Below are 23,591 nucleotides of genomic sequence, written 5' to 3'. Positions count from 1 at the left end.
TGTGGAATTCAGACCGATACGTTTATTTGATATCTGTGTGAATAGGTAGTATTAATTCATTTCTACCGTTTCTTGACGCATGATACGTTGTAAAGCAATAGTTGTGATTAGCGACATAATCAAAATAATTACGCCAATCGCTGCTCCATACCCAAAGTGATATTGTTGGAAAGCCATCTGATACAGATAAGAGCCCATTACTTGAGTAGAGTTATCCGGCCCACCATTGGTCATAATCATTACGATAACAAAGGAACCATTGAGTGTAGTCATCATAATATTCAATACCGAGACTTTAATCTGTTCCCAGATCAACGGTAATGTAATCTGCGTAAATTGATGCCATTGCCCTGCGCCTTCAAGAGAAGAAGCTTCATAATACGATTCAGGAATACCTTGAATAGCGGCAATCAGCAAAATCATATAAAATCCAATCCCTGCCCAGATTGACGGAGGGAGTAACATCCAGATTGTATGAAAAGGAAAGCCTAACCATGCTGTTTTGACTTCTGTGCCTGTGATCAATGAAAGAATCGAATTCAAAAATCCGATCTGAGGGTTGTAGATAAATGCCCATAATACACCGATAACAACAACAGAAATAATATTTGGAATAAAGAAAATAGAGCGGAAAAACAAAGCGAATTTCAGACGGAAGCGGGTTAACGATACTGCAAAAAAAGTAGCCAAAATCATAATACCAATCATTTTACCTGCAACTAGGAAATAGTCATTACCTATGGCTTGCCACATAATTGGATCATGCATCAGATCGACGAAATTTTTGAGACCGATAAAGTCTTTGTTTTCAGAAGAACCTGACCAGTCAAATAAGGAATAATATAGTGCTTGAATAATGGGATATACCATAAATAACGCATATAAAATAAGTGTAGGTAAAATAAACGATAAAATAAATATATTACGTTGCCAGTGCCGCGAAGTCATCAAGCCACCATCCTTTTTTCAATCCCGTATATTCATGTTCACGAATGTAAAACAGAAGAGAACCGGATGATAAGCATCAGGCTCTCTCCTGTAATCCTTCTTATTAATTTGCTGCTTTTTGAGCGGCAGCCGATACGCGTTCGATCCATCCATTTGGATCAATCGTGCCAATCGTTAACGCTACTGTAGCATCATTCATTGCTTTTTCTACATCAGCATTGAATGTGATCGTAGGGACAACAATTGTATCTTTAGAATTTAAATATTCTGCGGCTTGTTTGACAAAAGCAGGAGCATTGGAAGCACTGATATCGCCTTTGATATTGGAAGGAGCGCCACTTAATTCTGCCCATTGAGAAGCTTGTTTTTTGGCGAAAATAAATTGAATAAACGCATAAGCAGCTTCTTTATTTTTGGCTTTAGATGCTACACCGACTGTTGCTGTAGATGTGACAGCAATAGATTTACCGCCTGGTTTTTGTGTGATCGATGGCATAAATCCAAAGTCGAAACCTTCGGGTACATCTTTGGACATTTCATTAGGCATCCATAATCCATTAGCGATAAACGCATCTTTGTGTTGCAAGAATAACATTTGTGAATCGGTATGATTAAGCTGTACAGCCGCCGGATCGATAATTCCGTCATCACGCATAGTGACAATTTGATTCAGTGCTGTCATTACAGCCGGGCTCTTGAAAGCTTCTGGATCATTAGCCGCTATTTTTTGCAAAATTGAAAAGTCATCATTGTTAGCCGATACCATAGCTGGATACAAAATAGAGTTATTGATGTAATAAGGATAGATACCGGTATGGATAAAAGGAGTGATTCCTTTTGCTTTGATTTCTTTGCTTACCGCTATAAATGAATCGAAGTCTGTAGGTGCTTTCCAGTTATTATCAGCAAACAATTTTTGATCCCAGAAAATACCCCATGAACTCAAAGCCAGTGGAATATTGTATGTTTTGCCACTGTAATCTTCAGGTGCTTGAGTTAACGATTCAGAGATCAGATCACCGTCTACTGTTTTGGCTGTTTTGTACCATTCGGTTAAGTCTTCCAATTGTCCGTCTTCAATCATCTGACGAGCATTTAGACCTGCACCATCGATATAAACAAAATCAGGTGGATTACCACCTATCCAGCGGGGTTTCATTTGATCGTTGATTTTTGGTCCTGCGCTGACTTTAATCTTCAGATCGGGGTTAGCGGTTTGAAATTCTTCGACAACTTTTTTCCACCAGGCATCGCCATAACCGCCTACAAAATATTGAACTTCAAAGTCTCCAGTGAGACCTTTACCAGATGAAGCTGTTGTTCCTGTGCTTGCCGTTCCACTTGCTGAATCGTTGCTACTGCCACAACCTGATAATGTAAATACAGTCAGCAATGCCGCTGCACTTAATACAGATAATCTTTTTTTCCATGACATAAAAAATCAAACCCCCTAATTGATAATTTAAATCACGCCTTTGTGTTAGCAATGCAACGATCTGGCGTCTGTATTTATCATAAGGGATTTGATTATTCAAATATATTGAATATATTATTTTAAATCTTGAATATTTTACGAGATTTTATAGAATTCAATGAATTATAAGTTAAATATAGTCACTTACCAATGTTATATAGGTGGGATATATTACGGGTGAGTAGGGTTTTGATAAAGAGTCTGTTGCCGTTCAGCATATTGTTGTACTTGATCTAAAGCGGCTTGCGGTGTGATTTCATTGTATAAGATAGCATTACCCATTTTACGAGTTAATGCTATAATATCTCCCCATTCTGGTTGTTGCAATGGATAAAAGTGTGCTGTTTGTAAACGGTTGATATCAGTTTCCATTTGTGGGTTTTCTAACGATAATTTACTGGCAACAGTCGTTGTAACAGGGATCATTCCTTCTTGACGTATAATATTTTCATAATTTTCGTCATTGTATAAATAATCTAAAAACGTAGAGAGAGCTGCTTTATTTGTATGGTCTGTTTTGAATGATAACATCACATCTTGAACCCCAAAATTCATTTCAGGTTGTCCATCTTTTACAGGAATGATTCCACTACCCCAGGCTGTATTTGGAAATTCGCGTTCTGTAACCGCCGCAAAATAATTACCGCTGATCATCATTCCTAATTCTCCGTCTCCCAAAATACGCTGTTTCTCATCTCGAATCGTAACTGTAGGTTCAGGATCGGTCAGACCTTGAATATATAATTGCTTGAGATAAGTAAGACCGGCAACATTTTGAGGAGAGTTAATATCCCATTTTCCATTTTTCATCCACCCGCCACCTGCTCCAAAAAAGAAATAGGACAAATATGCAGGTATTTCATTATCGGTTAAATCAACACCAAAGCCATAAGCACCGATTGCTTTCAGTTTGGTGGCATCTTTAGTTAATTGAGACCATGTCTGTGGAGGGGACGATATGCCTGCTTGTTGAAATAGATTTTGTTCATAGTATAATTTACGAACCGTCGCGACATAAGGAATAGCATATTGTTGTCCGTTAATACGATCAAGCTTCAATAAATGAGGAGAAAGTTTATTTTTGAGATCATCTGAAATCAGTTCATCCATATTATTGAGCAATTGATCATGTCCAAAGCGAGCATACATATTCATATTGAGTAAGTCAGGGGGTTGCCCTTCGCTAATCATAGAAGTATATACGCCATCAATAAGATCCCAGTTGACCACTTGTAACTCAACAGTAATCGAAGGATGTTCGCGCATAAAATTACGAACGAGTCGTTCGAGTAAAGGCTTGGTGCTTGAACTATATTCAGCCGCTACAAACTTGATAACTGCTTGTTTTTCAGTATTGCCAGCAGGAACAGGTGCTACAGCAGAAGAGGTACAAGCACTTAGTAGAACAACCAATATTAACAAGCTGTTGATGTAAAATCCGATCCAACGATTTGCTCGCATATCTACCTATCCTTCCGTTTTATTTTTCATAGAAGGGGAATAATAACTTTTGATTTTCAGGAGTATACATTGTTGCCGGTGTAATAACAGTAGAAGGAATCATTGTGATCGAATGTTGGCTATCCAACACATTGGGATCAGTCAGAGCTTTTTGTACAGCCAAATAACCCATATTAAAAGGCTTTTGCACAATCAGAGCATCTAACGTTTTTTCTTCCAACAATTCGATCTCATAAAAAGAACTATCAAAAGCGATAAACATTATCGAATCCAAATGACGTTCTTTGAGTGCTCGTGCTGCACCGACAGCAATAGGCTCATTCATAACAATCAATGCATTCGGTCGCGGATACTCATCTAGTAATTTATTGGTCAATACATAGGCTAGTTGTTCAGATTCTCCTGAATAATAAGTAATAGTACGTTGATGAGGAACAGTGCCTAGTACTTGCTTGATTCCTTGCTCGCGTGCTTTGAAAATACTGGAAGATTGATAATCGCCAATAATTGCAACATAAGGTGCAGTATTCGTCTGATAAGCAGCCATTCTGCCAGCTTGCATTCCCATCTGTACATGATCGCTAGAAACAGAAGAAGGAGCATTGTTAACAGGTAAAGGAGTATCCATAACGACTACAGGAATCCGAGCATTTTGTAACCGGGTAATACCAGCTAAAACGCGCTTATCATTTAATGGTGCGATTACGACAGCTAGTGGCTTGATTGTCAGTGCTTCTTGAAGAGCGTTTAACTGGCTATTAATATCGGTATCATCTAAAGGACCGGATACAAGAAACTGAATACCTTTTTCTTTAGCAGCTTCTTCTGCACCACTACGAACGGTTTGCCAGAAGTCTGATTGAGGGCTGTTCGACTTGAGAATAATCATAATCGTTCCTTCTTCTTCAGCGGTAGAAGTAAACCAGACAAAATAACTGATAATATACAATGCACCGGCTACCAGTAAAATCGCTATCCACCAGCTAATACGTTGATTCCTCATACTCAATCTCACTTTCTATATTTCACAAAATAGCAGGTACGCGAATCGTAACAATAGTACCTTCTCCTAATACACTGTGGATACTCATACCATAAGTTTCCCCAAAATAAAGCTGAATCCGTTCATTGACATTGCCAATCCCGATCCCATGCTGAGCGTTGGTAGACACTGTACCTTCATTGACTTGATGCAGGCGTTCGGCAGTCATACCCAGTCCGTTATCTCGCACTTCAAACAGCAGATCATCTTGTTCTTGCCATGCGGAGATATAGATCATTCCGGGTGTAGTTTTACTACGTATTCCATGATAAATCGCATTTTCGATAAACGGTTGAAGGAGAATTTTGACTGTTTTGTATTGCAGTATATCTGAAGGGATATGAAATACATAATCTAATTGTTCACGATAGCGCATTTTCTGAATAAATAAATAATGACGAATATGCTCAATCTCTACTCGAATCGATACCAATTCTTGATCGCGTGTGATACTGGCGCGGAACATTTTAGCAAGAGCAGACGTCATATCAACCACTTCTTCATGCTTTTCTTGTTCAGCCATCCAGATAATAGAATCGAGTGTATTATAGAGAAAATGAGGATTGATCTGTGCTTGTAACAGTAAAAGTTCAGTTTTACGCTTTTGCTCGCTATTTTGTACAGTCTCATCCATAAGATGCTTTATTTCATTGACCATCACATTAAATGACTGTCCCAATTGATTAATCTCATTATCTTCTTCAAGAGAGGTCTGAATATGGAAATTGCCCAGTTCCACTTGCTTCATATCTTGTTGCAACCGTTTGATCGGCTTGGTCAGATGCAACGATAAGAGCAGAGAGATGATAATAGAGATTCCGATCCCTAGCAGAGCATATAATAAAATAGAATGTTGGATTGAAGATTTATTAGCGATTAGATCATCACTATATGTTACACCAACGATTTTCCAACCTAACCCTGTATCTTGCACAGAGTAAATTCGTTTGCCTTTAGCATCATCGGCAGTAAAAGATTGACCACTTGCTGTACTTAATACTTGCGGAATCTCTTCTGTAGCTAGATTGCTATACAATAATTGTTGCTGAGGATGATAAATAATATTGCCTGTACCGTCTACAATAAATACATATCCTTTTTTACCTAAATAAATCTGACTACATAATTTATCAATAACGCTCAAATTCAAATCGACTAAAAAAATGCCTTCAGGAGTAATACCATCATTACTTTTGAGTTCACGACTTAATGAAACTACCCAGCGGTATTCGCCACTAATAACATTTTGAATATGAGGAGGCGATACAATCGATTTGCCATTCATTTTCTGTGCATTGATATACCAGGATTGTTGCTTGGGATCGATGTTAGGATTGAGAGCAGTGATTCGCCGATCGGATACGGTGCGTCCATTGTAACCAAATACCATAATTGAAGCGATATCATTACGGCTGTAAAGAATATTTTGAAATAAATCCGAAATTCGTTTCTCATAAGGACGAATATCGTTTTTGCCGATAAAGCTATTGCTAGAAATATAGTAGGTTACGTCTTTATTAGTCAAAGCAAGTAATGAGATATTTTCCATATTATCTATATACGTCTGGATATTTGTATTCACCTGACGCATGATCTCTTGAATATACACCTGAGAATTCTGTTCTGCAGCATCGACAGTCAACCGATAATTGTTAAGACTGATAATTGCGATCACGATCAGAATCAGACCGGAAAAAGCAACCAGTAAGCTGGTTGTTAAGCTTTTCCATTTCCAGGTGGTAAAGATTCTGAATAGATCACGTAGCATTTATCTGTACAACTCCTTTACATGACGATGCTGTTCCCGGTATTGCTTGGGCGTGAGACCGGTATGTTTTTTGAAAGAAGAACTGAAATAATTAGGGTCTGTATAACCTACTTTTTCAGCGATCTGATAAAATTTGTATTCGGTCAAACGCAGCAATTCTTTGGCTTTATCGATCCGCACGCGAGTAAGGTATTCTACATAAGTAACTTCGGTATATTGCTTAAATGCTTGACTGAAACTGCTTGTACTCATCAGAACATGATTACAGAGGTCTTGTAACGATAAATGAGCTTCTGCATAATGTTGTTCGATATAATAGATCGCTTTTTGAATATGTTGCTGACTATGGATCTTTATTTGTGTATTCAAATGAGCGGACACATGATCTAACATAACGAACCACTCTTGTAATATCTGGTGTAGTGTAGGGGCAGTTAGCCATTGAGATTGGCTTATAAATGGACTTAATACAGATGCTAGTCCTAATTGCTGTAACCAATCTTGTATGCGTAAAGATATTTGACGAAATTGTAAAATACATTCTGTAGGGGATGTCTGCTGGAGCATCATCTGTTGTGCCAGTTGTTCGGATACATGTTGCGCTTCTGTAAGATCATTGTTACTTAGATGCGTAATCATTTCTTTTTCCCAATCGATATCCGGCATCTGAGCGGTGGATTGTTGTTGTAGATCGGCAAAAGATAAAATCGTACCTGTACCGAAAAGAAATCGATACTCTAATGCTTGTATCGCTTGTTCATATTGCTGTGGTATATCTACAATATCTGTACATCCAGTAGCAAGCCCGGCTGTAAATGAAAGACCAGTATGCTGGCTAGATAATAGATGGAGTTGGTGGATGACTTGAGTGATCTGTTCAAATATGGCAGTAGTAGATTGGTGATCTACAGAAGGATACGAAAATAAATAGATACAGCGGGATTGATATACAACAGAAGTATATTCCCATGGAGCCGGCAATACAGATTGGATGATAGACGCCAATGAATCGAATAACACTTGAACAGGTGGAGCAGTATATGCAGAAGAATCTGTGATCGTATCGCTATCTGGTTCAATAACAACAATCTGATAAGCAGAGGACAAAGGAGGTAAAGCAAATTGCAGTCGATGTTGCTCCCATTCGGTATGGGGTACTCCTGAGGTTAGTACCTTTTCCCAGAATCGTTCTTTGAGTAAAGGAAGACTTTGCGACCATTGAGTATGCAATTGATCGATATTGTGATGCAATTGACGCTGATCATCCATTTCTAACTTGATCTGCTTGAGTAATTCACGAATCTCTTTAGCTGTTACAGGTTTGAGAATAAAATCAGATACTTTCAGTCGAATTGCTCTTCTCGCATATTCAAATTCATCAAATCCAGTTAGAAGTATCATTTTGATATCTGGATAGTGATTATGGGCAAATTCAGCCAACTCTAATCCATCTACAAAAGGCATACATATATCTGAAATAATTACATCAGGCGGATCAGCGGCGATTGCTGTTTGTGCTTCTAACCCATTCGCATAATCTCCTGCTAATTCAAATCCATATACTTGCCAATCAATTCGAGTCTTGAGACCTTCACGTATAATCTTCTCATCATCAACCAACATCACTTTATACATAGGTATCTCTCCTTCTAAACATTTGACATGATCCACGCGAAATGAAATCAATAAAAATTTTTGCCAAATAAAAGATCTATAGGCTGCAATGAAAAGTAAGCAGTATGTTATATAATATATCGTTATTTATAAGTTATAATCACGTAGGAATTTGTTCACTTTATCATGTTTTAAAAAGACTGACAACTGCTGTTATGACTATATCAAAACCAGAAATATCCAGATCAAATATTATAAAAAAACGATCAAAAAATGAAAATAAAACAACAGCTACATAAAAAATGAAGCTTTTTCCAAAAATTGATTTTAACATGGTATAATCAGTAAAATTATGTAAAACACAAAGGAGGAGAATCTATAATGAGTCCATTACAACGACAGCGAATGATCCAAATACATCTCAAACGACATTGTAAAAAAATATTAACTGTATCCCAAAATATCAGGAATAGACACTGGATCAGGTCATAACTATGTATATACTAGATCGACCACCAAGCAATTATCCTCATAGCATGTAAGGAATAGAAAGAAATAATATACATAGATTAATCATGACCTGATTATTGTCTTTGCCTTTAAGGAGACAACATAATGAACAATAATTCTAACAAGTACTCTAAATGGATACATCATATTCACTTTTGGAAATATCCTTCTATTTTATTAACAGGTGTAGCTATTGCTAATATTGGAGATTGGATTTTCTTAATTGCTTTAAATCTTACTATGCTAGATATGTCAGGGTCGCCGCTGGCAATAGCAGGTCTGTATATTCTCAAGCCGTTTGCAACATTATGTACAAATAGTTGGGCAGGGAGTGTAGTGGATCGACTCAATAAACGTCGATTAATGATTACATTTGACCTTATACGGGCAGTGCTTATTTTCACGCTTCCTTTTTTACATCATATTAGCTTGATCTATGCAGTGGTACTGATTATTTATATGGCAAGTTCTATTTTTAGACCTACTTCAATGGTATATACGACCAAGTTAATTCCAACAGAACATCGTAAACGTTTTAACTCAATCCAAAGTTTAATTCACTCGGGTGCATTTTTGATCGGGCCAGCGATTGCAGGTTTGTTATTTTTGATAACCAGTCCACAAATGGCGATTTTTGTTACCGCGATTGCTTTTGGTATTTCGAGTGTGATGACATGGATATTGCCTGATCTTGAAAAGGAAACTGTTACAATAGATCATCCAGTCAACCAAGAATCGATTACCAAAATCGCAAAATCGAAGCGTTCATGGCAAATGGTAAAGCAAGATTGGGGATTGGTAATTGGATTTAGCCGACAAGCCTGGAATGTAATGCTCATTTATTTTTTATTTCAAATTCTAATGGTACTGGCAGCGGGTCTGGATTCGATGGAAGTTGCTTTTGTCAAAGAAGTATTAGCAGGCACAGATAGTCAATATAGTTATCTGGTGAGTGTAGCAGGTATAGGGCTAGGTGTTGGAGCGCTTGTAAATATGGTGATTGTGAAACGCTTAACAGTCACCATATTGTTAGCAGTAGGGGCTATCGGATTTGGAGCAGGCTATGTGATCTATAGCTTATCTCATTCGTTTACAGGTGCAGCTATTGGATTTTTTGTATTAGCTTTTTTTATGGCATTTATGAATACAGGATTTATGACTTTTTATCAAAATCATGTCCCTGTTGATATGATGGGACGCATTAGTAGTATTTATAGTCTGGTGGCAGCCGTTATGCAAATGTTGTCTGTATTTATACTAGGGTTGACTGCTCAATTATGGTCGATTTCATGGTCAGTCATTATCGGTTCGTGTGTCATGTTAGGTATTACTTTTGTACTTGCGTTAGCTGTTCGATTGTATATGCCTGTGACCAAGCAAGAACAAGCTTCTTCCTAATGAATCGTTATCCAAACGCATCCTATAGACTGGAATGATTCAGTCAATTATTTCTAATAGTGAATTAGGCATTGTACTTCGTATACTGAATCTATCTAATCAAGTGATGTACTGTACTGCCGAATCGTAGCTATCAATTGCTGGCTGGCTACCGACAAAGGCTCATGTAGACGGGTACAAATCGCTATACTATTTTGTAAATGAATATGATCTACATATACACGAGCCAATTGTCCACGCTCCACATAGTCACGCACCACTAATGAAGATACAAAGTTAGCTCCATAACCAGCAATCACAGCTTGAATCGCTTCGGGTAGACCATTGAATTGTAAAGGAATCTGTGGAGGAGGAGTATTATGAGTTCGGCACAGCGCCAATAAACGCTCTCGTGTCGAACTTCCTTGTTCACGCATCACAAAAGGTTCTTTCATCATCTCCTGTAGGGAAATATGTTGATTTGCATACCGATGATTCGGGGCAACAACAAACCACAGTTCATCTCGAAATAATTCTTCTGCATAAATCTCTTCTTTTTGCTCTTCAGCAAGTCCACCGTAAATCGCAATATCCACTTCCATTTGTAATAACTGTCGCAAAGCATCTGTAGAATTGGTCGTTGTGATCGTCATGTCTACATGTTCGTAGTGTTGTTTGAATTTGGCAATCCATTTTGGAAGTAGAAAGTGTGCAGGTAAGTATGTAGCAGCTAACCGAATCTGTCCGCGCTGACCTTGATGATGTTCTTCTATCCATTGTTCAATCTGTCCGGTAACTGCAAAGATACGCTTGGTAAACTCTAGTAATTGTTGAGCTTCTATCGTTAAGGCAATACCTCGCCCTTGTGGAATAAAGAGTACAATGCCTATTTCTTTTTCTAATTTCTTAATCTGTGCGGTAATAGAAGGTTGGCTAATATTTAAAAGCTGAGCTGCTTTGGTTACACTTCCTTGCAAAGCAATCGTATGAAATAAATAAAGAGCATGTACATTTAACATCACATCATCTGCTTTCTCAATTATTCATATATATTTTATATACATAAGTATGAATTATATATTATTAATATCAATAGTGCCAAAGTATAATACAGGTATAGATCAATACAACAGAAACTCATTATAAAGTAGGAGGAGTTAATATGAGTACTATTCAAGTATGGAGTCAAATGGATCAATATATTGAACAGCATCTAATTTCAAAAGATGAGGTACTAGAGCAAGTATTGAAAAACAATCAACAACAAGGATTACCGGAGTATGATGTATCTGCTGCACAAGGGAAATTGTTGCAATTGTTTGTGATGATGAACAGAGCCAAACGCATTTTAGAAATAGGTACATTGGGTGGATACAGCACGATATGGATGGCGCGTGCTTTACCTGAAGATGGACGATTAATTACACTGGAATATGATCCTCATCATGCCGAAGTAGCCGGGCAGAATATTAAATTGGCTGGACTAGAGGACAAAGTTGATATTCGTATCGGTGATGCATCTGAACAATTAGGTCAGATGGAAACCGAACAAGTAGAAGCTTTTGATATGATTTTTATTGATGCAGACAAAAATAATAATGCTCGTTATTTACAATATGCTTTGCAAATGTCTCATCCAGGCACTGTCATTATCGGAGACAATGTCGTTCGAGAAGGAGCTATCTTGGATCGATACAGTAATGATAGCCGTGTACAAGGGATTCGCCAATTTTATGAATTATTAGCTGACGATCCTCGTATCACAGCTACATCTATTCAAACGGTAGGTAGTAAAGGTTATGATGGTTTTACCATTGGAATTGTAACAGATAAAACAACGAGGATAGCAATATAAAAAGAAATTATGATTCAATCAAGAATATAAAACTACTTCAATTAAATGGAAGTGTTTAGAAATGGAGCCCTTTATAAAAAGGACTCCATTTTTATAGATAAAATATTAATTATTGACAATAAAATATAAATAATACATTATTTTATTAGGACTAAAGTAATGATATTTTAAAAAGGAGATTTATAATGAAAAAAAATAGGGTAGAAAGATACATTTATGCTGCTGCAGAACTAGATAAGAAATTTAGAACAAAAGTTCTAGATGAAATTGTATATGATAAATACCGTTTTATCGCTCCAAGTCATGGAATAAATTTAGTTAAATTAGCTTCACATTGTCTTAAAGCTAGAAATAGAGATCTAATTATGAATATAATATTGCTTTTTATATTTTGTACGAGTATTGTATCGACCTTTAGAGAATATGGGTGGTACGGAGTTATTTTATTTATACCTATCCTATTTACATGGCCATTAATCGTAGCTTACATAGTTCATATCATATTTTATCTTTATTCGTATTGGATTGTGTTGAATAAATTATCTCAGAATAGCGTTAGTAAAGATAATTCTAACTCTATTTTAGGTATTGATAATGATACTTATCAAAAATTAAATAATAATCAAAATGAAGAAGAGACTAATATTACTTATTATGGTGATTATTCTCCTTTTGTCGGAGCTGGTATTCATTTATCTGGATGGTCTTTTGTTGCCGAAACAAAATTAAAAAATAGTGATGAATATATTTACTTAAATAATTCTGAACTATACAAATATATCGAAGATAGAATCAAAGAATTACAGATTAATTCACTAAGAGTAGATAATCAATTATATGTAGATGGTAGAAAAATTCGCGGAGATTCTAGATTTTTAAATAATGATTTATCGAGGCCACGTAAAGATGTTCAAATTGATTTCTTAAAAGATAATGAATCAATAGACGAAGATCATATTCGTTTTTACAAATCTGTTCAAGTGACTGCATGGGAAGGTGATTTTGTTTGTTCCTTTTTTTTCAGAATTCGTTGTACTGAACAAAACTTATATATCGAAATGCAAAATTATATTTTACCTCCTTTGAAAAAAAGTTTTGAGGATATTGATAAATATGGGTATGGAATTAATTTGAGTATTATTGGAAAAGCATTTATTAAATCAATTATACCTTCTATATTTTCATTATTTAAATCACCTAAAAATGTATATAAATTTATGAAACAAATTTTAATAATATGGCTAAAAAAACAGAAGCAAACTCTAAACACTAAATCTAATCATGCTTTTAATTATGGTGCTACTCAAAGTATTAGAGAAATGGTTGCAGATAATAAATTTCACAATTTGTTACAAGAGTCAGACGCAGAAATGTATCAAAAGCAAATTGAACAGCGATTATTTCAAAGTGTTCTTGAGTATTTAGATATGTTTCATATTGATACAACAGTATTTAAAGCTAGGCAAGAAACTATCGTAAATCATGGCATTATGATTACTGGTGGTAATGTACAAGCAGAGAATATTAGCAATCAAACTTTTTCGCAAAAAACGCAATCCAAAGTGAAAGAAGTATTTAGCTAACTTTAAAGGAGTAATAATATGAAAAATATTATTAATAATGGTATTTTTATATCTGGTGGAACAGTTAAAGCAAAAAATATAACGAACACTATCGAACAGCTAAAGGAAGATCAAGACCAACAAAAAAATTCGGAACAAAATTATCTTTATGATATTGGTATTTCATTTGCTGGTGAGGAACGGTTCTTTGCTTCTCAACTAGCAAAATCTTTAACCAAATTCAATTTAGAAATATTTTATGATGAAATTCAAACTACTAAAATATGGGGAGAAGACCTACCATCATATCTTACAAAAACGTATTTTGAACAATGTAAGTATTGTATTGTACTTCTTTCCAATCACTATATGAAAAAAAAATGGACTCAAATCGAATGGAATAGTATCAAAGTTAGAGAGTATTTAGCGAAAAATGATCTATTTTTATTACCTATCATAATAGATGAAGAATTAATAAAAACGTTAGATATTAATATAGGATTTATTAATGCAAATCAATTAGAATATGAAGAAATTGTAGAATTGATCTTAAATAAGGTTAGACCTTAATATGAATATTCATAAAGTTTTTGTAAGTTATCAACATTATGCAGACCAATTTAGAGAATTCTATAGCGAAAATCATATATTTATTGATAGCTCATTATCAGAAAAAAATAAAAAGTGAAAATAAAGATTATATTTTAAATGAAATTAGAACTAAGCAATTAAAAGATTCTGTTATTACTATTGTTTTAATTGGAAAAGATACATGGTCAAGAAAATGGGTTGATTGGGAAATTTATTCTTCTTTACATCCGTATAAAGAAAGATAAAATACCTGATAGATTCAAGAAAAATTGTAAAGTAAATCATGGTAGACATATTGGTTATGCTATTTTATTAAAATTAGAAAGAGATTTTTCCATCATATCTTGTTCAGGATTATAATGAACAGATAGATATAAAAAAAGAAAATACGATATTATATTAATTATGGACTTAAAGGAAGTTAAAAAGCATCCTATATTTAACCAACGGAAGAGAATGATAAAGAATTTATTTGATTAATAATTATAATTTTTTGATAATATTTTTTATTGGAGGAAAAAAGTTTCTGATTTTAAATTGCCTTTAAGTATCTTTGTAGCATGGCATCCAGATTTTGAAGAAGGAATTAAAATTGCAAATAGTTTTTTTCTTTTTTCAATAGAGATATTAAAGATCCTCTTGCTAGAGGAATCGGCATTCCAGTATTTTTTAGAAGTGGAACAAAAATGGCACCTATTCCTGATAATATTTCAGATGATATAGCTGTAATTCTTTTGGTAGATTTAAAAATGGTCAATGATAATTACTGGGAAGAGTATATAGATATACTAGTAAAACAAGAATTAGATGAACAATCGAGTTTAAGAGTTTTTCCTGTGGCTTATGATCAAAGATCATTTAATGTAAATAGAAATTTACCGCAAAAAAACTTTTTGAGAGCTTTTGAACATGAATCTGATCCACATTATGTATTTTCTACTTTAACGCACGAATTTTGTAGATTACTTTACAATATTAATAGAAGCAGTGAAAAGTCTGATGATAAACCTCCTTTAAAACTTTTTATTAGCCATGCAAAAGAAGATGGAGTGAAGTTTGCTAAACAATTAAGAGATTATATTCATTCAGAAACTCCAGTCAAAACATTTTTTGACGCTAATGATATTGCTGTTGGATATGACTTTCCACAAGAGATCGAAAAGAATATAGAGGAGTCTGTATTGGTAGTTGTTCATACCGATAAATATTCTAGTAGAGAATGGTGCAGAAAAGAAGTCATGTTTTCTAAAGAAAAAAATCGTCCAGTTGTCATACTTAATTTATTTAATAATGGTGAAGATCGTAGTTTTCCTTATATGTCTAATGTTAGGACACTTCGTGTAAAAAAAAGAAATTGTAAACCTGATATTGCAAATTATATTATTTTATTTATCTTAAAAGAAACACTAAGATTTAAATATCAAGAGTTATTTATGGAATATGCAGCTAAACAATTTGATATTTTCAACTCTAATGTGGATATTATGAATTCGAAAAAAGAAATATTTTCTTATCCTTCTGAGCTCCTAACTGTATCTAATTTGAAGTCAGATAAAAATCAGATTATTATTTATCCAGATCCTCCATTAGGGCAAGAAGAATTAAAAATTCTATCTAAAGTTAGAAAATTCAAATATATTACTCCAACTTCTTTTCCTTTATTAATTAAAAATAAAATGTCTAAGCAGTTTAAAATTTCTCTATCCATTTCTGAAATTGAAGATTCATTTGAAAATGGATTTAGCAAAATACATCTACAAGATGCCTTAGTTGAAATATCAAGATATCTTTTAGTTAGTGGCTATAATCTTGCTTATGGAGGAAGTTTGAGTTATAAACCTCAATTCAATTTTGCTAAAATATTATTAGATACAGCTAAAACATATAATAAAGAGTATAATCAAGTTTCTGAAAGAATAGATAGTTATTTGGCTTATCCATATTATAAAAAAATACCTGAAAAAAAGAAGGCAGAATTTAAATATATTACTAAACTTATTTGTGTTCCTAACGAGTTTGATTTTAATGATTTAAATAAAAATAAAAAAAGAAATTATAAATCTAATGTAGCTGATTCTTTGACATTAATGCGACAACAAATGGCTGAAGATACTGATATTAAGATAGCTATAGGAGGTAAACTAAAGGATTTTCAGGTAAATATCCAGGCATTATAGAAGAAGTGTATTCTTTTATGTTAGCTGAAAAACCTGTTTTTTTGATAGGTGGCTTTGGAGGCTCAACAGAAATTGTTATAAATGCTTTAAAAAACGAATCTGTTCCAGAATTAGAAGAATATTATTTATCATCTAGTTCATATAATAAATTTTATAATAGCTATAATTTTAATAATGAAACTAAGATTGACTATAAAGCTTTAAAATTATATTTTGCAAAAGTAGGCGTAAATGGATTAAAAAATGGGTTGAGTATAGAAGACAATTATAAATTGTTTCTAACTACTAATATTACTGAGATTATACGGCTCGTTTTAGAAGGTTTAAGAGAATTAAAAATGTTTTAAAATATCTGTTGTTTCTCATTTTTTGAGAAACAACAGATATTTTTATATTACTTAATTATAGACCAATACATCGGAGCTTCTACTCCTAATGTTCCTTCGACTTGTCCACCTTCTTTGCGCCAGTATTCAATTCCGCCTAGTAATTCTTTAACAGGAAATCCAAGAGAAGCTAATTTGGCTGCTGCTTTGGTTGCTCCATTACAAGCAGGACCCCAGCAGTAAGTTACAATAGTCGTATTTTTATCTAAATGAGCAGTTGTTTTTGCGTTGATCTGTCGACCTGTAATATGGATAGCACCGGGAATATGACATTGCTCATACGTTAGTTGATCTCGTACATCTAGTAAAATAAACGGCGGGTTTCCTTTTTGACAATCGATCATGACATCAGCAACATCTGTTTCGTATGCGGCTTTGGCTGTAAAATGCTGATAAGCATCTGCACTATTTGCAGCCGGGACTTCAAGTGTAAGCGAAAAGCGTGGAGCATGATTCATAAGTAGACAACTCCTTCAATAGTGGGTTATGTTGAACAAGAATAAGAGAAATATGTTCTATATAGATTGTACAAAAAGCAAAAGATACAAGTGTTATAGAGTTATAGATACTCACTATCGATCTGATCGATAATGAATCATTTGATAAAAGCTATAGAAAAGATGACGTATTTTTTTGTAGGAAAAGAGTGATGAAATGGAACTGTTATATCTCAAAACGTTCTGTGAATTGGTAAAATGGGGGAATTATACACGTACTGCGCAAGAGCTGGATTATGCTCAATCCAGTGTCACCAATCATATTCAGCGATTGGAACAATTATATGGTGGAAAGCGATTATTTCAGCGCAAAGGTAATGCTGTCGTATTAACCTCAACCGGAGAAAAGTTATTACCTTATGCTTGCCAGATGATTGAATTACAACAACAAGCTAGACAAGCATTATCTATGACAGATGTAGAACCGACTATACTAACGATAGGGACGATTGAAAGTCTATCGCTCTATTATCTGCCTGGTATCATTGCACAGTTCCGGCAACAGTATCCTCAGGTACAAGTCAAAATTGTATTGGATCAAGAACCACAACTTATCCGTCGTCTACGTGAGCAAGAATTAGATATTGCTCTTATTTTAGATACACCCTACCAAGCTCGTGATATCACAGCGATTTCTCTTTTTCTAGTAGAAATGAAAGTTGTGATCTATCCAGAGCATAGACTAGCTCAACATTCTTCAATTTCTACTTCTGATCTGCATCAACAACCATTGATTTTGACAGAAGAAGGATGTACGTATCGCGCATATCTGATCCAAAAGATGAAAGAAGAAGGGCAGACTAGCCAGATTTATCTGGAACTTGGTAATATAGAATCTATTAAGCAAGCAGTTGCCAAACAATGGGGTATTGCTTTTTTGCCTCAATTTGTATTGCTTCAAGAAGAAGCGTACAGTGAATTGGAGATACTCCCATGGATAGAAGAAGATCCTCAGTTATATAGCCAGATTCTGTATCATGCAGAGCGACCACTGAGTAGTATCGCCGCAGATTGGGTTACTTTATGTAGAACCAATCCTACGGTAGCCTTATTCTAAAAAAATGTTACACAGTTATTCCTATACAATTAATAGGATTAAACTTCATTTTCATTTGAAATCAAGGTATACTATGGAAGGAAACTTGAAAGGGTTAGCCCTTTTTTGCCAAAACAGATTGCGAAGGAGTGTCATTATGTCAAAAGTATTAGTTTTTGGTCATAAAAATCCCGATACGGATACGATTACGGCTGCGCTTGCTTATGCAGCATTGAAAAAAGAATTAGGTGTAGATGCTGAAGCAGTTCGTCTAGGCGAAGTGAACGGTGAAACACAATATGCTTTGGATTATTTTAAAGTAGAAGCTCCACGTCTTGTAGAAAAAGTGGCTGTTGAAGCGAAAGAAGTTATTCTTGTTGACCACAATGAACGTCAACAAAGTGCTGACGATATCGATGAGGTTACAGTAATCGAAGTTATCGATCATCACCGTATCGCTAATTTTGAAACTAGCGGCCCGTTGTACTATCGTGCAGAACCTGTAGGTTGCACAGCAACGATTTTGAATAAATTGTATAAAGAACATGGCGTATCGATCTCGAAGCAAAATGCAGGCTTGATGTTATCTGCTATTATCTCAGATTCGTTGTTGTTCAAATCTCCTACATGCACACCACAAGATGTAGAAGCGGCGAATGAATTGGCTCGTATTGCTGAAGTAGATATTGCTAAATACGGTCTAGATATGCTTAAAGCAGGTGCTGATCTAAGCGACAAAACAGTAGAGCAATTGATCACTTTGGATGCAAAAGAATTCCAAATGGGTGATGCTAAAGTCGAAATCGCTCAAGTGAATGCTGTAGATGTAAATGATGTATTGTCTCAACAAACAGCGATTGAAGCAGCTTTGACAGCAGTCATTGAGAAAAAAGGTCTGGATCTATTCTTGTTCGTAGTAACAGATATTTTGAACAACGATTCTGTAGGTCTTGCTCTAGGTAAGCGTACAGATGTAGTCGAAGAAGCATATCAAGTAAAACTTGAAAACAATCAAGCGATGCTTAAAGGTGTTGTTTCTCGTAAATCTCAAATCGTACCTGTACTAACAGATACTTTTGCTAAATAATATAATCATATGCTACATACAATATGATTATCAGAAAGACGGTTGGAGTTCTATTCCAATCGTCTTTTTCTCGTGTATAAATAGATTGTCTTCCTGCTATGGCTGGGATACACTTTTTGTACATCAACATCAACATCAACATCAACATCAACATCAACATCAACATCAACATCAACATCAACATCAACATCAACATCAACATCAAGTAGGAGGACGTTTATGACGACACGAGCTAAATTGATTGGGCCCGCACGCTTTAGTGTAGCTGTTCAGGCTCTTGCCGGGCTTGCTTCCAGTGGTGGAACATTATCCAGCGCGATGCTTGCTACTCAGGTTCATTCTCATCCTACTTTTTTGCGCAGAATATTAGCTACACTCGCCAGTCATAAGATTGTAGATACCCGCGAAGGACGAGATGGTGGATACACGTTACGGATACCGGCAGATCAATTAACATTGTCTGCTATCTATCTAGCGATTCGGATCGAGCAACCTATTCAGGATTTACCTCAGACTGATGGTATGTCAGATAATGAACAGATGAATCAACGGTTGAGTAGCATTATGAAAGGAGCTGAGCAACAGGTCATCGATTATCTTCAACAGTATACGTTAGCTGATCTGATAAATGATTCAGATATCTTAAAGATGCCTAATAGATAACTGTTATTCGGTCTGTTACAGTAATTATTACAATGTAAAACCCCTATCGATCAAAAGCCTGTAGCCTCTTGATGATAGGGGTTGGTTGAACGATACTAGGATGTTATTATCCTTTGGATGGTTCCGGTGTAGGTGTGCTTACAGCATTAGGTGGAGCCCCGGGAAATGGCTTTTCGGAATGAGCAGGTGAAGATCCTTTTTGAAGTTTGGCTAGTTTTTGCTTTTCCCATAATCCTCTAGCAACGACTAGCATAGCCAGAACAGCTACATACAACATCATTGAACCTAGCTCAGGTAACATTTCTTGAAAAGAAGCTCCTCGTAATCCCATACTGCGCAGAAATTTGAACATCCATACAAATGGGAAAAAGTCACTAATTTGCAAAGCCAAAGGTGGAAAAAGTGCTCTTGCCATCGTGCCACCTGACAGTACAAAAGCAGGCATAAAGATAAAGATCATTCGCCCTATAGCTATGCCTGGATGTGCGGCTCCCCAAGCTACCAGTATATTAATACAAACAGAACCGAATACATAGAGCGCAACAGGGATCATAAATAAAGCAACATTGCCTTCAAATCGACTACCGCCTACCCATTTCAAAACCCCCATCGCAAAAATCAATCCTGCTGTTGAGAACAATACATAAGGTAATATGCGAATAAGTGGATTGAACGGATTACGGAGTTCGCCCGCTAAACGATGAGATACCCGAAGTCTGGAAATGATAGGAAGACTGTTAATATTGAGCATCATAAATGAGAACATACATATAAATGTAAGAATAGTCGTATTGTCGTAACTACTGGTCGGATTGAATAACGATCTTACTTCTACCGCCAGATTACTAGCTGTTCCTTGCGCTTGCTCTATACTCATGCCTGTTCTGGATAAGGCAGGGATAGCCAATTGCATATTTTCATAGCCTGTAATTTCTTGCATTGCGGTTCGAATAAAGGTAACCGCTTGAGAGTTGGTATTATCTAAAATCAACCCGATTCGATTCGGTAAAGAGCGATTATGATTTTCTTCAAGCCCTTTAGGCAAAGAGATTACTGCTAGATATTGCTCATGGTAAAAGTAAGATTCAGGATTATTCGTATACGAAATAATCTGATCGACCTGTATATATTGAGAAGCATCGATTTTCTGAATCAATTGCCGACTATAGGAAGTATTATCTTGATCCACTACAACGACTTTGGATTCATTGATCTGACTGCTTGGCAATAGCAAAGAATAAGCTAACACAGCTACCAATGGGAAAATGATCGCAATGATAGGATATTTCGATTTGATTAGATAATGCCATTCATCAAGAAGTGATTTCATCGATATTCACCTCAGTAGTCATGCCTGGCAATAAGCTAGCTGACTTGTCTACATAAATACGAACCTGAAAAGTAGCCACATCAGCTTCGCCTTTTTCGCGTGCCATTTTAAGATTTGCAAATTGAGGAGCCGCAGTAATATAACGAACTTCACCATTTAAGTCTTTGTGAAGAGCAGGAATGTTCACTTTTATTTTTTGTTTAGCATGAAATTTGGTGGCTTGATCTTCACTGACATAAAGATCAAAATACATTTTATTGGTCTCCAAGGTAACGATAGGTGCGCCTTGACTGATATTTTCGCCTACTTCTGTACTGATTGCTGTAATTTTGCCGTTGCTTGGGGCTTTGAGAATCAATCTTGATTTTTTGAGCAACAATGTTTTTAATTCGATTTGTTGTGCATCTTTTTGTTGTTGAAGTAAATCTACAGCAAGTTCTTGATCTGCTAATTGTTGGCGTGCTTGTTGGACAGCATCTAATTGGGTCTGAGAAGTCTGAATCGCTAATTCTGCACCATGCAACTCTGTCTGCGCTTGCGTCACACTTACATTTGCCTGATTGGATTGTTCTACTGCTTGTTGGGTACGTTCATTAGCTTGTTCTCGTTCTTCTAAAGTTGCGCCATTATTCAACTTTGTTAACGCTTCTTGTTGTTGGTTTAATTGATTTTTAGCAAGGGTCAAAGACTGTTCTGCATTGTCCATATCGGCTTTGGTACTGAGTCCAGAATTGTATAATTTTTGTGTACGATCATAATTGATTTGAGCCGTTTGAAGACTTTGGGTCGCTGATTGGATGGCAATTTGTTGTTGCTTGATATCTTCTGCTCGTGCGCCATTGTTGACTTCTTTTTCAGCCGCTTGTACTTGACGATGAGCAGACTGTGCTTGGCGCTGAGCAGCTTGTGCACTTTCGAGAGCAGACTGACTTTTACTCTGAGATACTTTGGATTGTTCTATCGCTAATTGGGCTTGTTTTTCCTGTGTGCTTGCTTTGGAATAACCCAATTGGATTGATTTTTGCTGTTGCATGATTTGTGTATCATACTGTTTCATTTGTTTTTGAAGTTTTTCAATTTGCAAGTCGACATCGGTAGAATCAAGAGTCATTAAGATGTCTCCTTTTTTGACTATTTTTTCTTCTGTGAAAGGAATGTTAACGACTTTACCACCTACTTCTTCAAAAGAAACATGGATGCTATCTGAACTTAAAGTAGAACTTTTGGAAGTCTGCGAGGCAGTGACTTGATCATGCCCTTTGGCTTGCAACAAAAATCCACCACTAAGTAAACATACAATAGAAATAACAGGGATAATAAGACTGGCTACTTGACTGCGATTCATGAATTAAACGCTCCTTAATCTAGTATAGAGAATAATATAAAGGATTTCTGGAAATAAAGTAAGCCGGCTAACTAAGTGATAGAAAAGACACTATTTATGTCTGATCTGATACGAATTATAGACTTCTTCACCTTCAGGAATGCCTAATTTAATTTTTTCAAGCAATAACAATAGCATTGCTTTTTCTTCTTCAGAAAGACCGCTCATAATCTTAGAAGTACTGAGAAAATGAACGGGTAATAACTCATTCATTAATGTCATACCGGTATCTGTAAGATGTGCAATACTCATACGACGATCAGAAGGGTGATCTTTTCTAAAAATCAGATGATCGCGTTCCATACGTTCTAACAATCCCGTCACAGTTGCTTTGGTAATACCGGCTCTCTCAGCGAGTTCGGATGCAAGAAGCCCTGTATTTTGATTGCGATATAACAAGATCAATAGAGCGAACTTGCCACTAGAGACATCGAATTTTTCAAAACCATTGGAACTGACTTTGAAAATGTTAGAAGCGGTACGCATAAAAAGAAGCATGGCTTCTGTAGCCGAAATATCGATTTCAGGTACAGATTTTGAAAATTCTTGAAGCATTTCTTTGGTAGGTAGATCACGTATATCAAAGTCCATATCTAATTCGTCCCTTTCAGACAGATTAGCCGTCATATCCATGTATAGTAAAGCAATTTCGACAGCCGCTCGATTCGTTATCACTTGATTATACAATGGAAGTTCTTGAGATGTCTCATGTTCTGACGAAATTAAATAATCCAAAAATACCAGACTCCTTCACTGTTTATTTTTTAGTAAGCCGGCTAACCATTTGATAAAAAAATATAGAACGACTTTTAGAATAGGATTGTGATCC

Annotated in this window: 19 protein-coding genes and 1 pseudogene; 9 read left to right on the top strand and 11 right to left on the bottom strand. The window is 35.6% G+C overall.

Annotation, left to right across the window (positions count from 1 at the left end):
* Nucleotides 1–51: 51 nt before the first annotated feature.
* From ACFSGI_RS03010 to ACFSGI_RS02985, 6 genes are all read right to left on the bottom strand, one after another.
* On the bottom strand, nucleotides 52–948 hold the full coding sequence (locus ACFSGI_RS03010; RefSeq protein WP_204827027.1) for a carbohydrate ABC transporter permease: 897 nt from the start codon (nucleotides 946–948) through the stop codon (nucleotides 52–54).
* Nucleotides 949–1,051: 103 nt separating this feature from the next.
* Nucleotides 1,052–2,383 (bottom strand): ABC transporter substrate-binding protein, encoded by a 1,332-nt coding sequence (locus ACFSGI_RS03005; RefSeq protein WP_204827028.1) that lies wholly within the window; start codon nucleotides 2,381–2,383, stop codon nucleotides 1,052–1,054.
* Nucleotides 2,384–2,593: 210 nt separating this feature from the next.
* Complete coding sequence (locus ACFSGI_RS03000) at nucleotides 2,594–3,883, bottom strand: extracellular solute-binding protein (RefSeq protein ID WP_204827029.1); 1,290 nt, start codon at nucleotides 3,881–3,883, stop codon at nucleotides 2,594–2,596.
* 19 nt (nucleotides 3,884–3,902) lie between these two features.
* Nucleotides 3,903–4,886, bottom strand: a complete 984-nt coding sequence (locus ACFSGI_RS02995; protein ID WP_204827030.1) for a substrate-binding domain-containing protein — start codon at nucleotides 4,884–4,886, stop codon at nucleotides 3,903–3,905.
* Nucleotides 4,887–4,908: 22 nt separating this feature from the next.
* Nucleotides 4,909–6,693 (bottom strand): sensor histidine kinase, encoded by a 1,785-nt coding sequence (locus ACFSGI_RS02990; protein ID WP_204827031.1) that lies wholly within the window; start codon nucleotides 6,691–6,693, stop codon nucleotides 4,909–4,911.
* A complete protein-coding gene (locus ACFSGI_RS02985) occupies nucleotides 6,694–8,328 on the bottom strand; it encodes a helix-turn-helix domain-containing protein (protein ID WP_204827032.1) in 1,635 nt (544 codons plus the stop codon). It lies immediately after the preceding gene.
* A 594-nt stretch (nucleotides 8,329–8,922) separates the two neighbouring features.
* Here ACFSGI_RS02985 and ACFSGI_RS02980 point away from each other — a divergent pair.
* Nucleotides 8,923–10,215: an MFS transporter gene (locus tag ACFSGI_RS02980; RefSeq protein ID WP_204827033.1), complete on the top strand. Its 1,293-nt coding sequence runs from the start codon at nucleotides 8,923–8,925 to the stop codon at nucleotides 10,213–10,215.
* Nucleotides 10,216–10,310: 95 nt separating this feature from the next.
* On the opposite strand, the gene ACFSGI_RS02975 is transcribed toward ACFSGI_RS02980, so the two are convergent.
* Complete coding sequence (locus tag ACFSGI_RS02975) at nucleotides 10,311–11,213, bottom strand: LysR family transcriptional regulator (RefSeq protein ID WP_204827034.1); 903 nt, start codon at nucleotides 11,211–11,213, stop codon at nucleotides 10,311–10,313.
* A gap of 143 nt (nucleotides 11,214–11,356) precedes the next feature.
* On the opposite strand from ACFSGI_RS02975, the gene ACFSGI_RS02970 reads away from it, so the two are divergent.
* The 5 genes and pseudogenes from ACFSGI_RS02970 (at nucleotide 11,357) to ACFSGI_RS02950 (ending at nucleotide 16,726) form a co-directional block, all read left to right on the top strand.
* A complete protein-coding gene (locus ACFSGI_RS02970) occupies nucleotides 11,357–12,049 on the top strand; it encodes an O-methyltransferase (protein WP_204827035.1) in 693 nt (230 codons plus the stop codon).
* Between the two features lie 185 nt (nucleotides 12,050–12,234).
* Nucleotides 12,235–13,632 (top strand): hypothetical protein, encoded by a 1,398-nt coding sequence (locus ACFSGI_RS02965; protein ID WP_204827036.1) that lies wholly within the window; start codon nucleotides 12,235–12,237, stop codon nucleotides 13,630–13,632.
* A gap of 18 nt (nucleotides 13,633–13,650) precedes the next feature.
* A complete protein-coding gene (locus tag ACFSGI_RS02960; RefSeq protein ID WP_204827037.1) occupies nucleotides 13,651–14,181 on the top strand; it encodes a TIR domain-containing protein in 531 nt (176 codons plus the stop codon).
* Nucleotides 14,182–14,219: 38 nt separating this feature from the next.
* Complete coding sequence (locus ACFSGI_RS02955; RefSeq protein ID WP_204827038.1) at nucleotides 14,220–14,447, top strand: TIR domain-containing protein; 228 nt, start codon at nucleotides 14,220–14,222, stop codon at nucleotides 14,445–14,447.
* Between the two features lie 441 nt (nucleotides 14,448–14,888).
* A pseudogene (locus ACFSGI_RS02950) lies at nucleotides 14,889–16,726 on the top strand (TIR domain-containing protein).
* A gap of 47 nt (nucleotides 16,727–16,773) precedes the next feature.
* Here ACFSGI_RS02950 and ACFSGI_RS02945 read toward each other — a convergent pair.
* Entirely contained in the window at nucleotides 16,774–17,223 is a 450-nt protein-coding gene (locus ACFSGI_RS02945; RefSeq protein ID WP_204827041.1) for a rhodanese-like domain-containing protein, read from the bottom strand.
* Nucleotides 17,224–17,419: 196 nt separating this feature from the next.
* On the opposite strand from ACFSGI_RS02945, the gene ACFSGI_RS02940 reads away from it, so the two are divergent.
* From ACFSGI_RS02940 to ACFSGI_RS02930, 3 genes are all read left to right on the top strand, one after another.
* On the top strand, nucleotides 17,420–18,319 hold the full coding sequence (locus ACFSGI_RS02940; RefSeq protein ID WP_204827042.1) for a LysR family transcriptional regulator: 900 nt from the start codon (nucleotides 17,420–17,422) through the stop codon (nucleotides 18,317–18,319).
* Nucleotides 18,320–18,455: 136 nt separating this feature from the next.
* On the top strand, nucleotides 18,456–19,385 hold the full coding sequence (locus ACFSGI_RS02935) for a manganese-dependent inorganic pyrophosphatase (RefSeq protein WP_204827043.1): 930 nt from the start codon (nucleotides 18,456–18,458) through the stop codon (nucleotides 19,383–19,385).
* Between the two features lie 219 nt (nucleotides 19,386–19,604).
* Nucleotides 19,605–20,048: an RrF2 family transcriptional regulator gene (locus ACFSGI_RS02930; protein ID WP_204827044.1), complete on the top strand. Its 444-nt coding sequence runs from the start codon at nucleotides 19,605–19,607 to the stop codon at nucleotides 20,046–20,048.
* A 106-nt stretch (nucleotides 20,049–20,154) separates the two neighbouring features.
* On the opposite strand, the gene ACFSGI_RS02925 is transcribed toward ACFSGI_RS02930, so the two are convergent.
* The 3 genes from ACFSGI_RS02925 to ACFSGI_RS02915 form a co-directional block, all read right to left on the bottom strand.
* The gene (locus ACFSGI_RS02925) at nucleotides 20,155–21,378 is read right to left on the bottom strand and encodes an ABC transporter permease (protein ID WP_204827045.1); all 1,224 of its coding nucleotides are present in this window, start codon (nucleotides 21,376–21,378) and stop codon (nucleotides 20,155–20,157) included.
* The gene (locus tag ACFSGI_RS02920; protein ID WP_204827046.1) at nucleotides 21,362–22,723 is read right to left on the bottom strand and encodes an HlyD family secretion protein; all 1,362 of its coding nucleotides are present in this window, start codon (nucleotides 22,721–22,723) and stop codon (nucleotides 21,362–21,364) included. Before ACFSGI_RS02920 ends, ACFSGI_RS02925 begins: the two co-directional genes overlap by 17 nt.
* A 90-nt stretch (nucleotides 22,724–22,813) precedes the next feature.
* A complete protein-coding gene (locus ACFSGI_RS02915; RefSeq protein WP_379282385.1) occupies nucleotides 22,814–23,497 on the bottom strand; it encodes a MarR family winged helix-turn-helix transcriptional regulator in 684 nt (227 codons plus the stop codon).
* Nucleotides 23,498–23,591 lie beyond the last annotated feature (94 nt).

The sequence above is a fragment of the Paenibacillus nicotianae genome (assembly GCF_042681745.1).
Lineage (GTDB): Bacteria > Bacillota > Bacilli > Paenibacillales > Paenibacillaceae > Saccharibacillus > Saccharibacillus nicotianae.
Note: the sequence above shows the minus strand (reverse complement) of the source record. Positions and strands in the feature narration are given on the sequence as shown.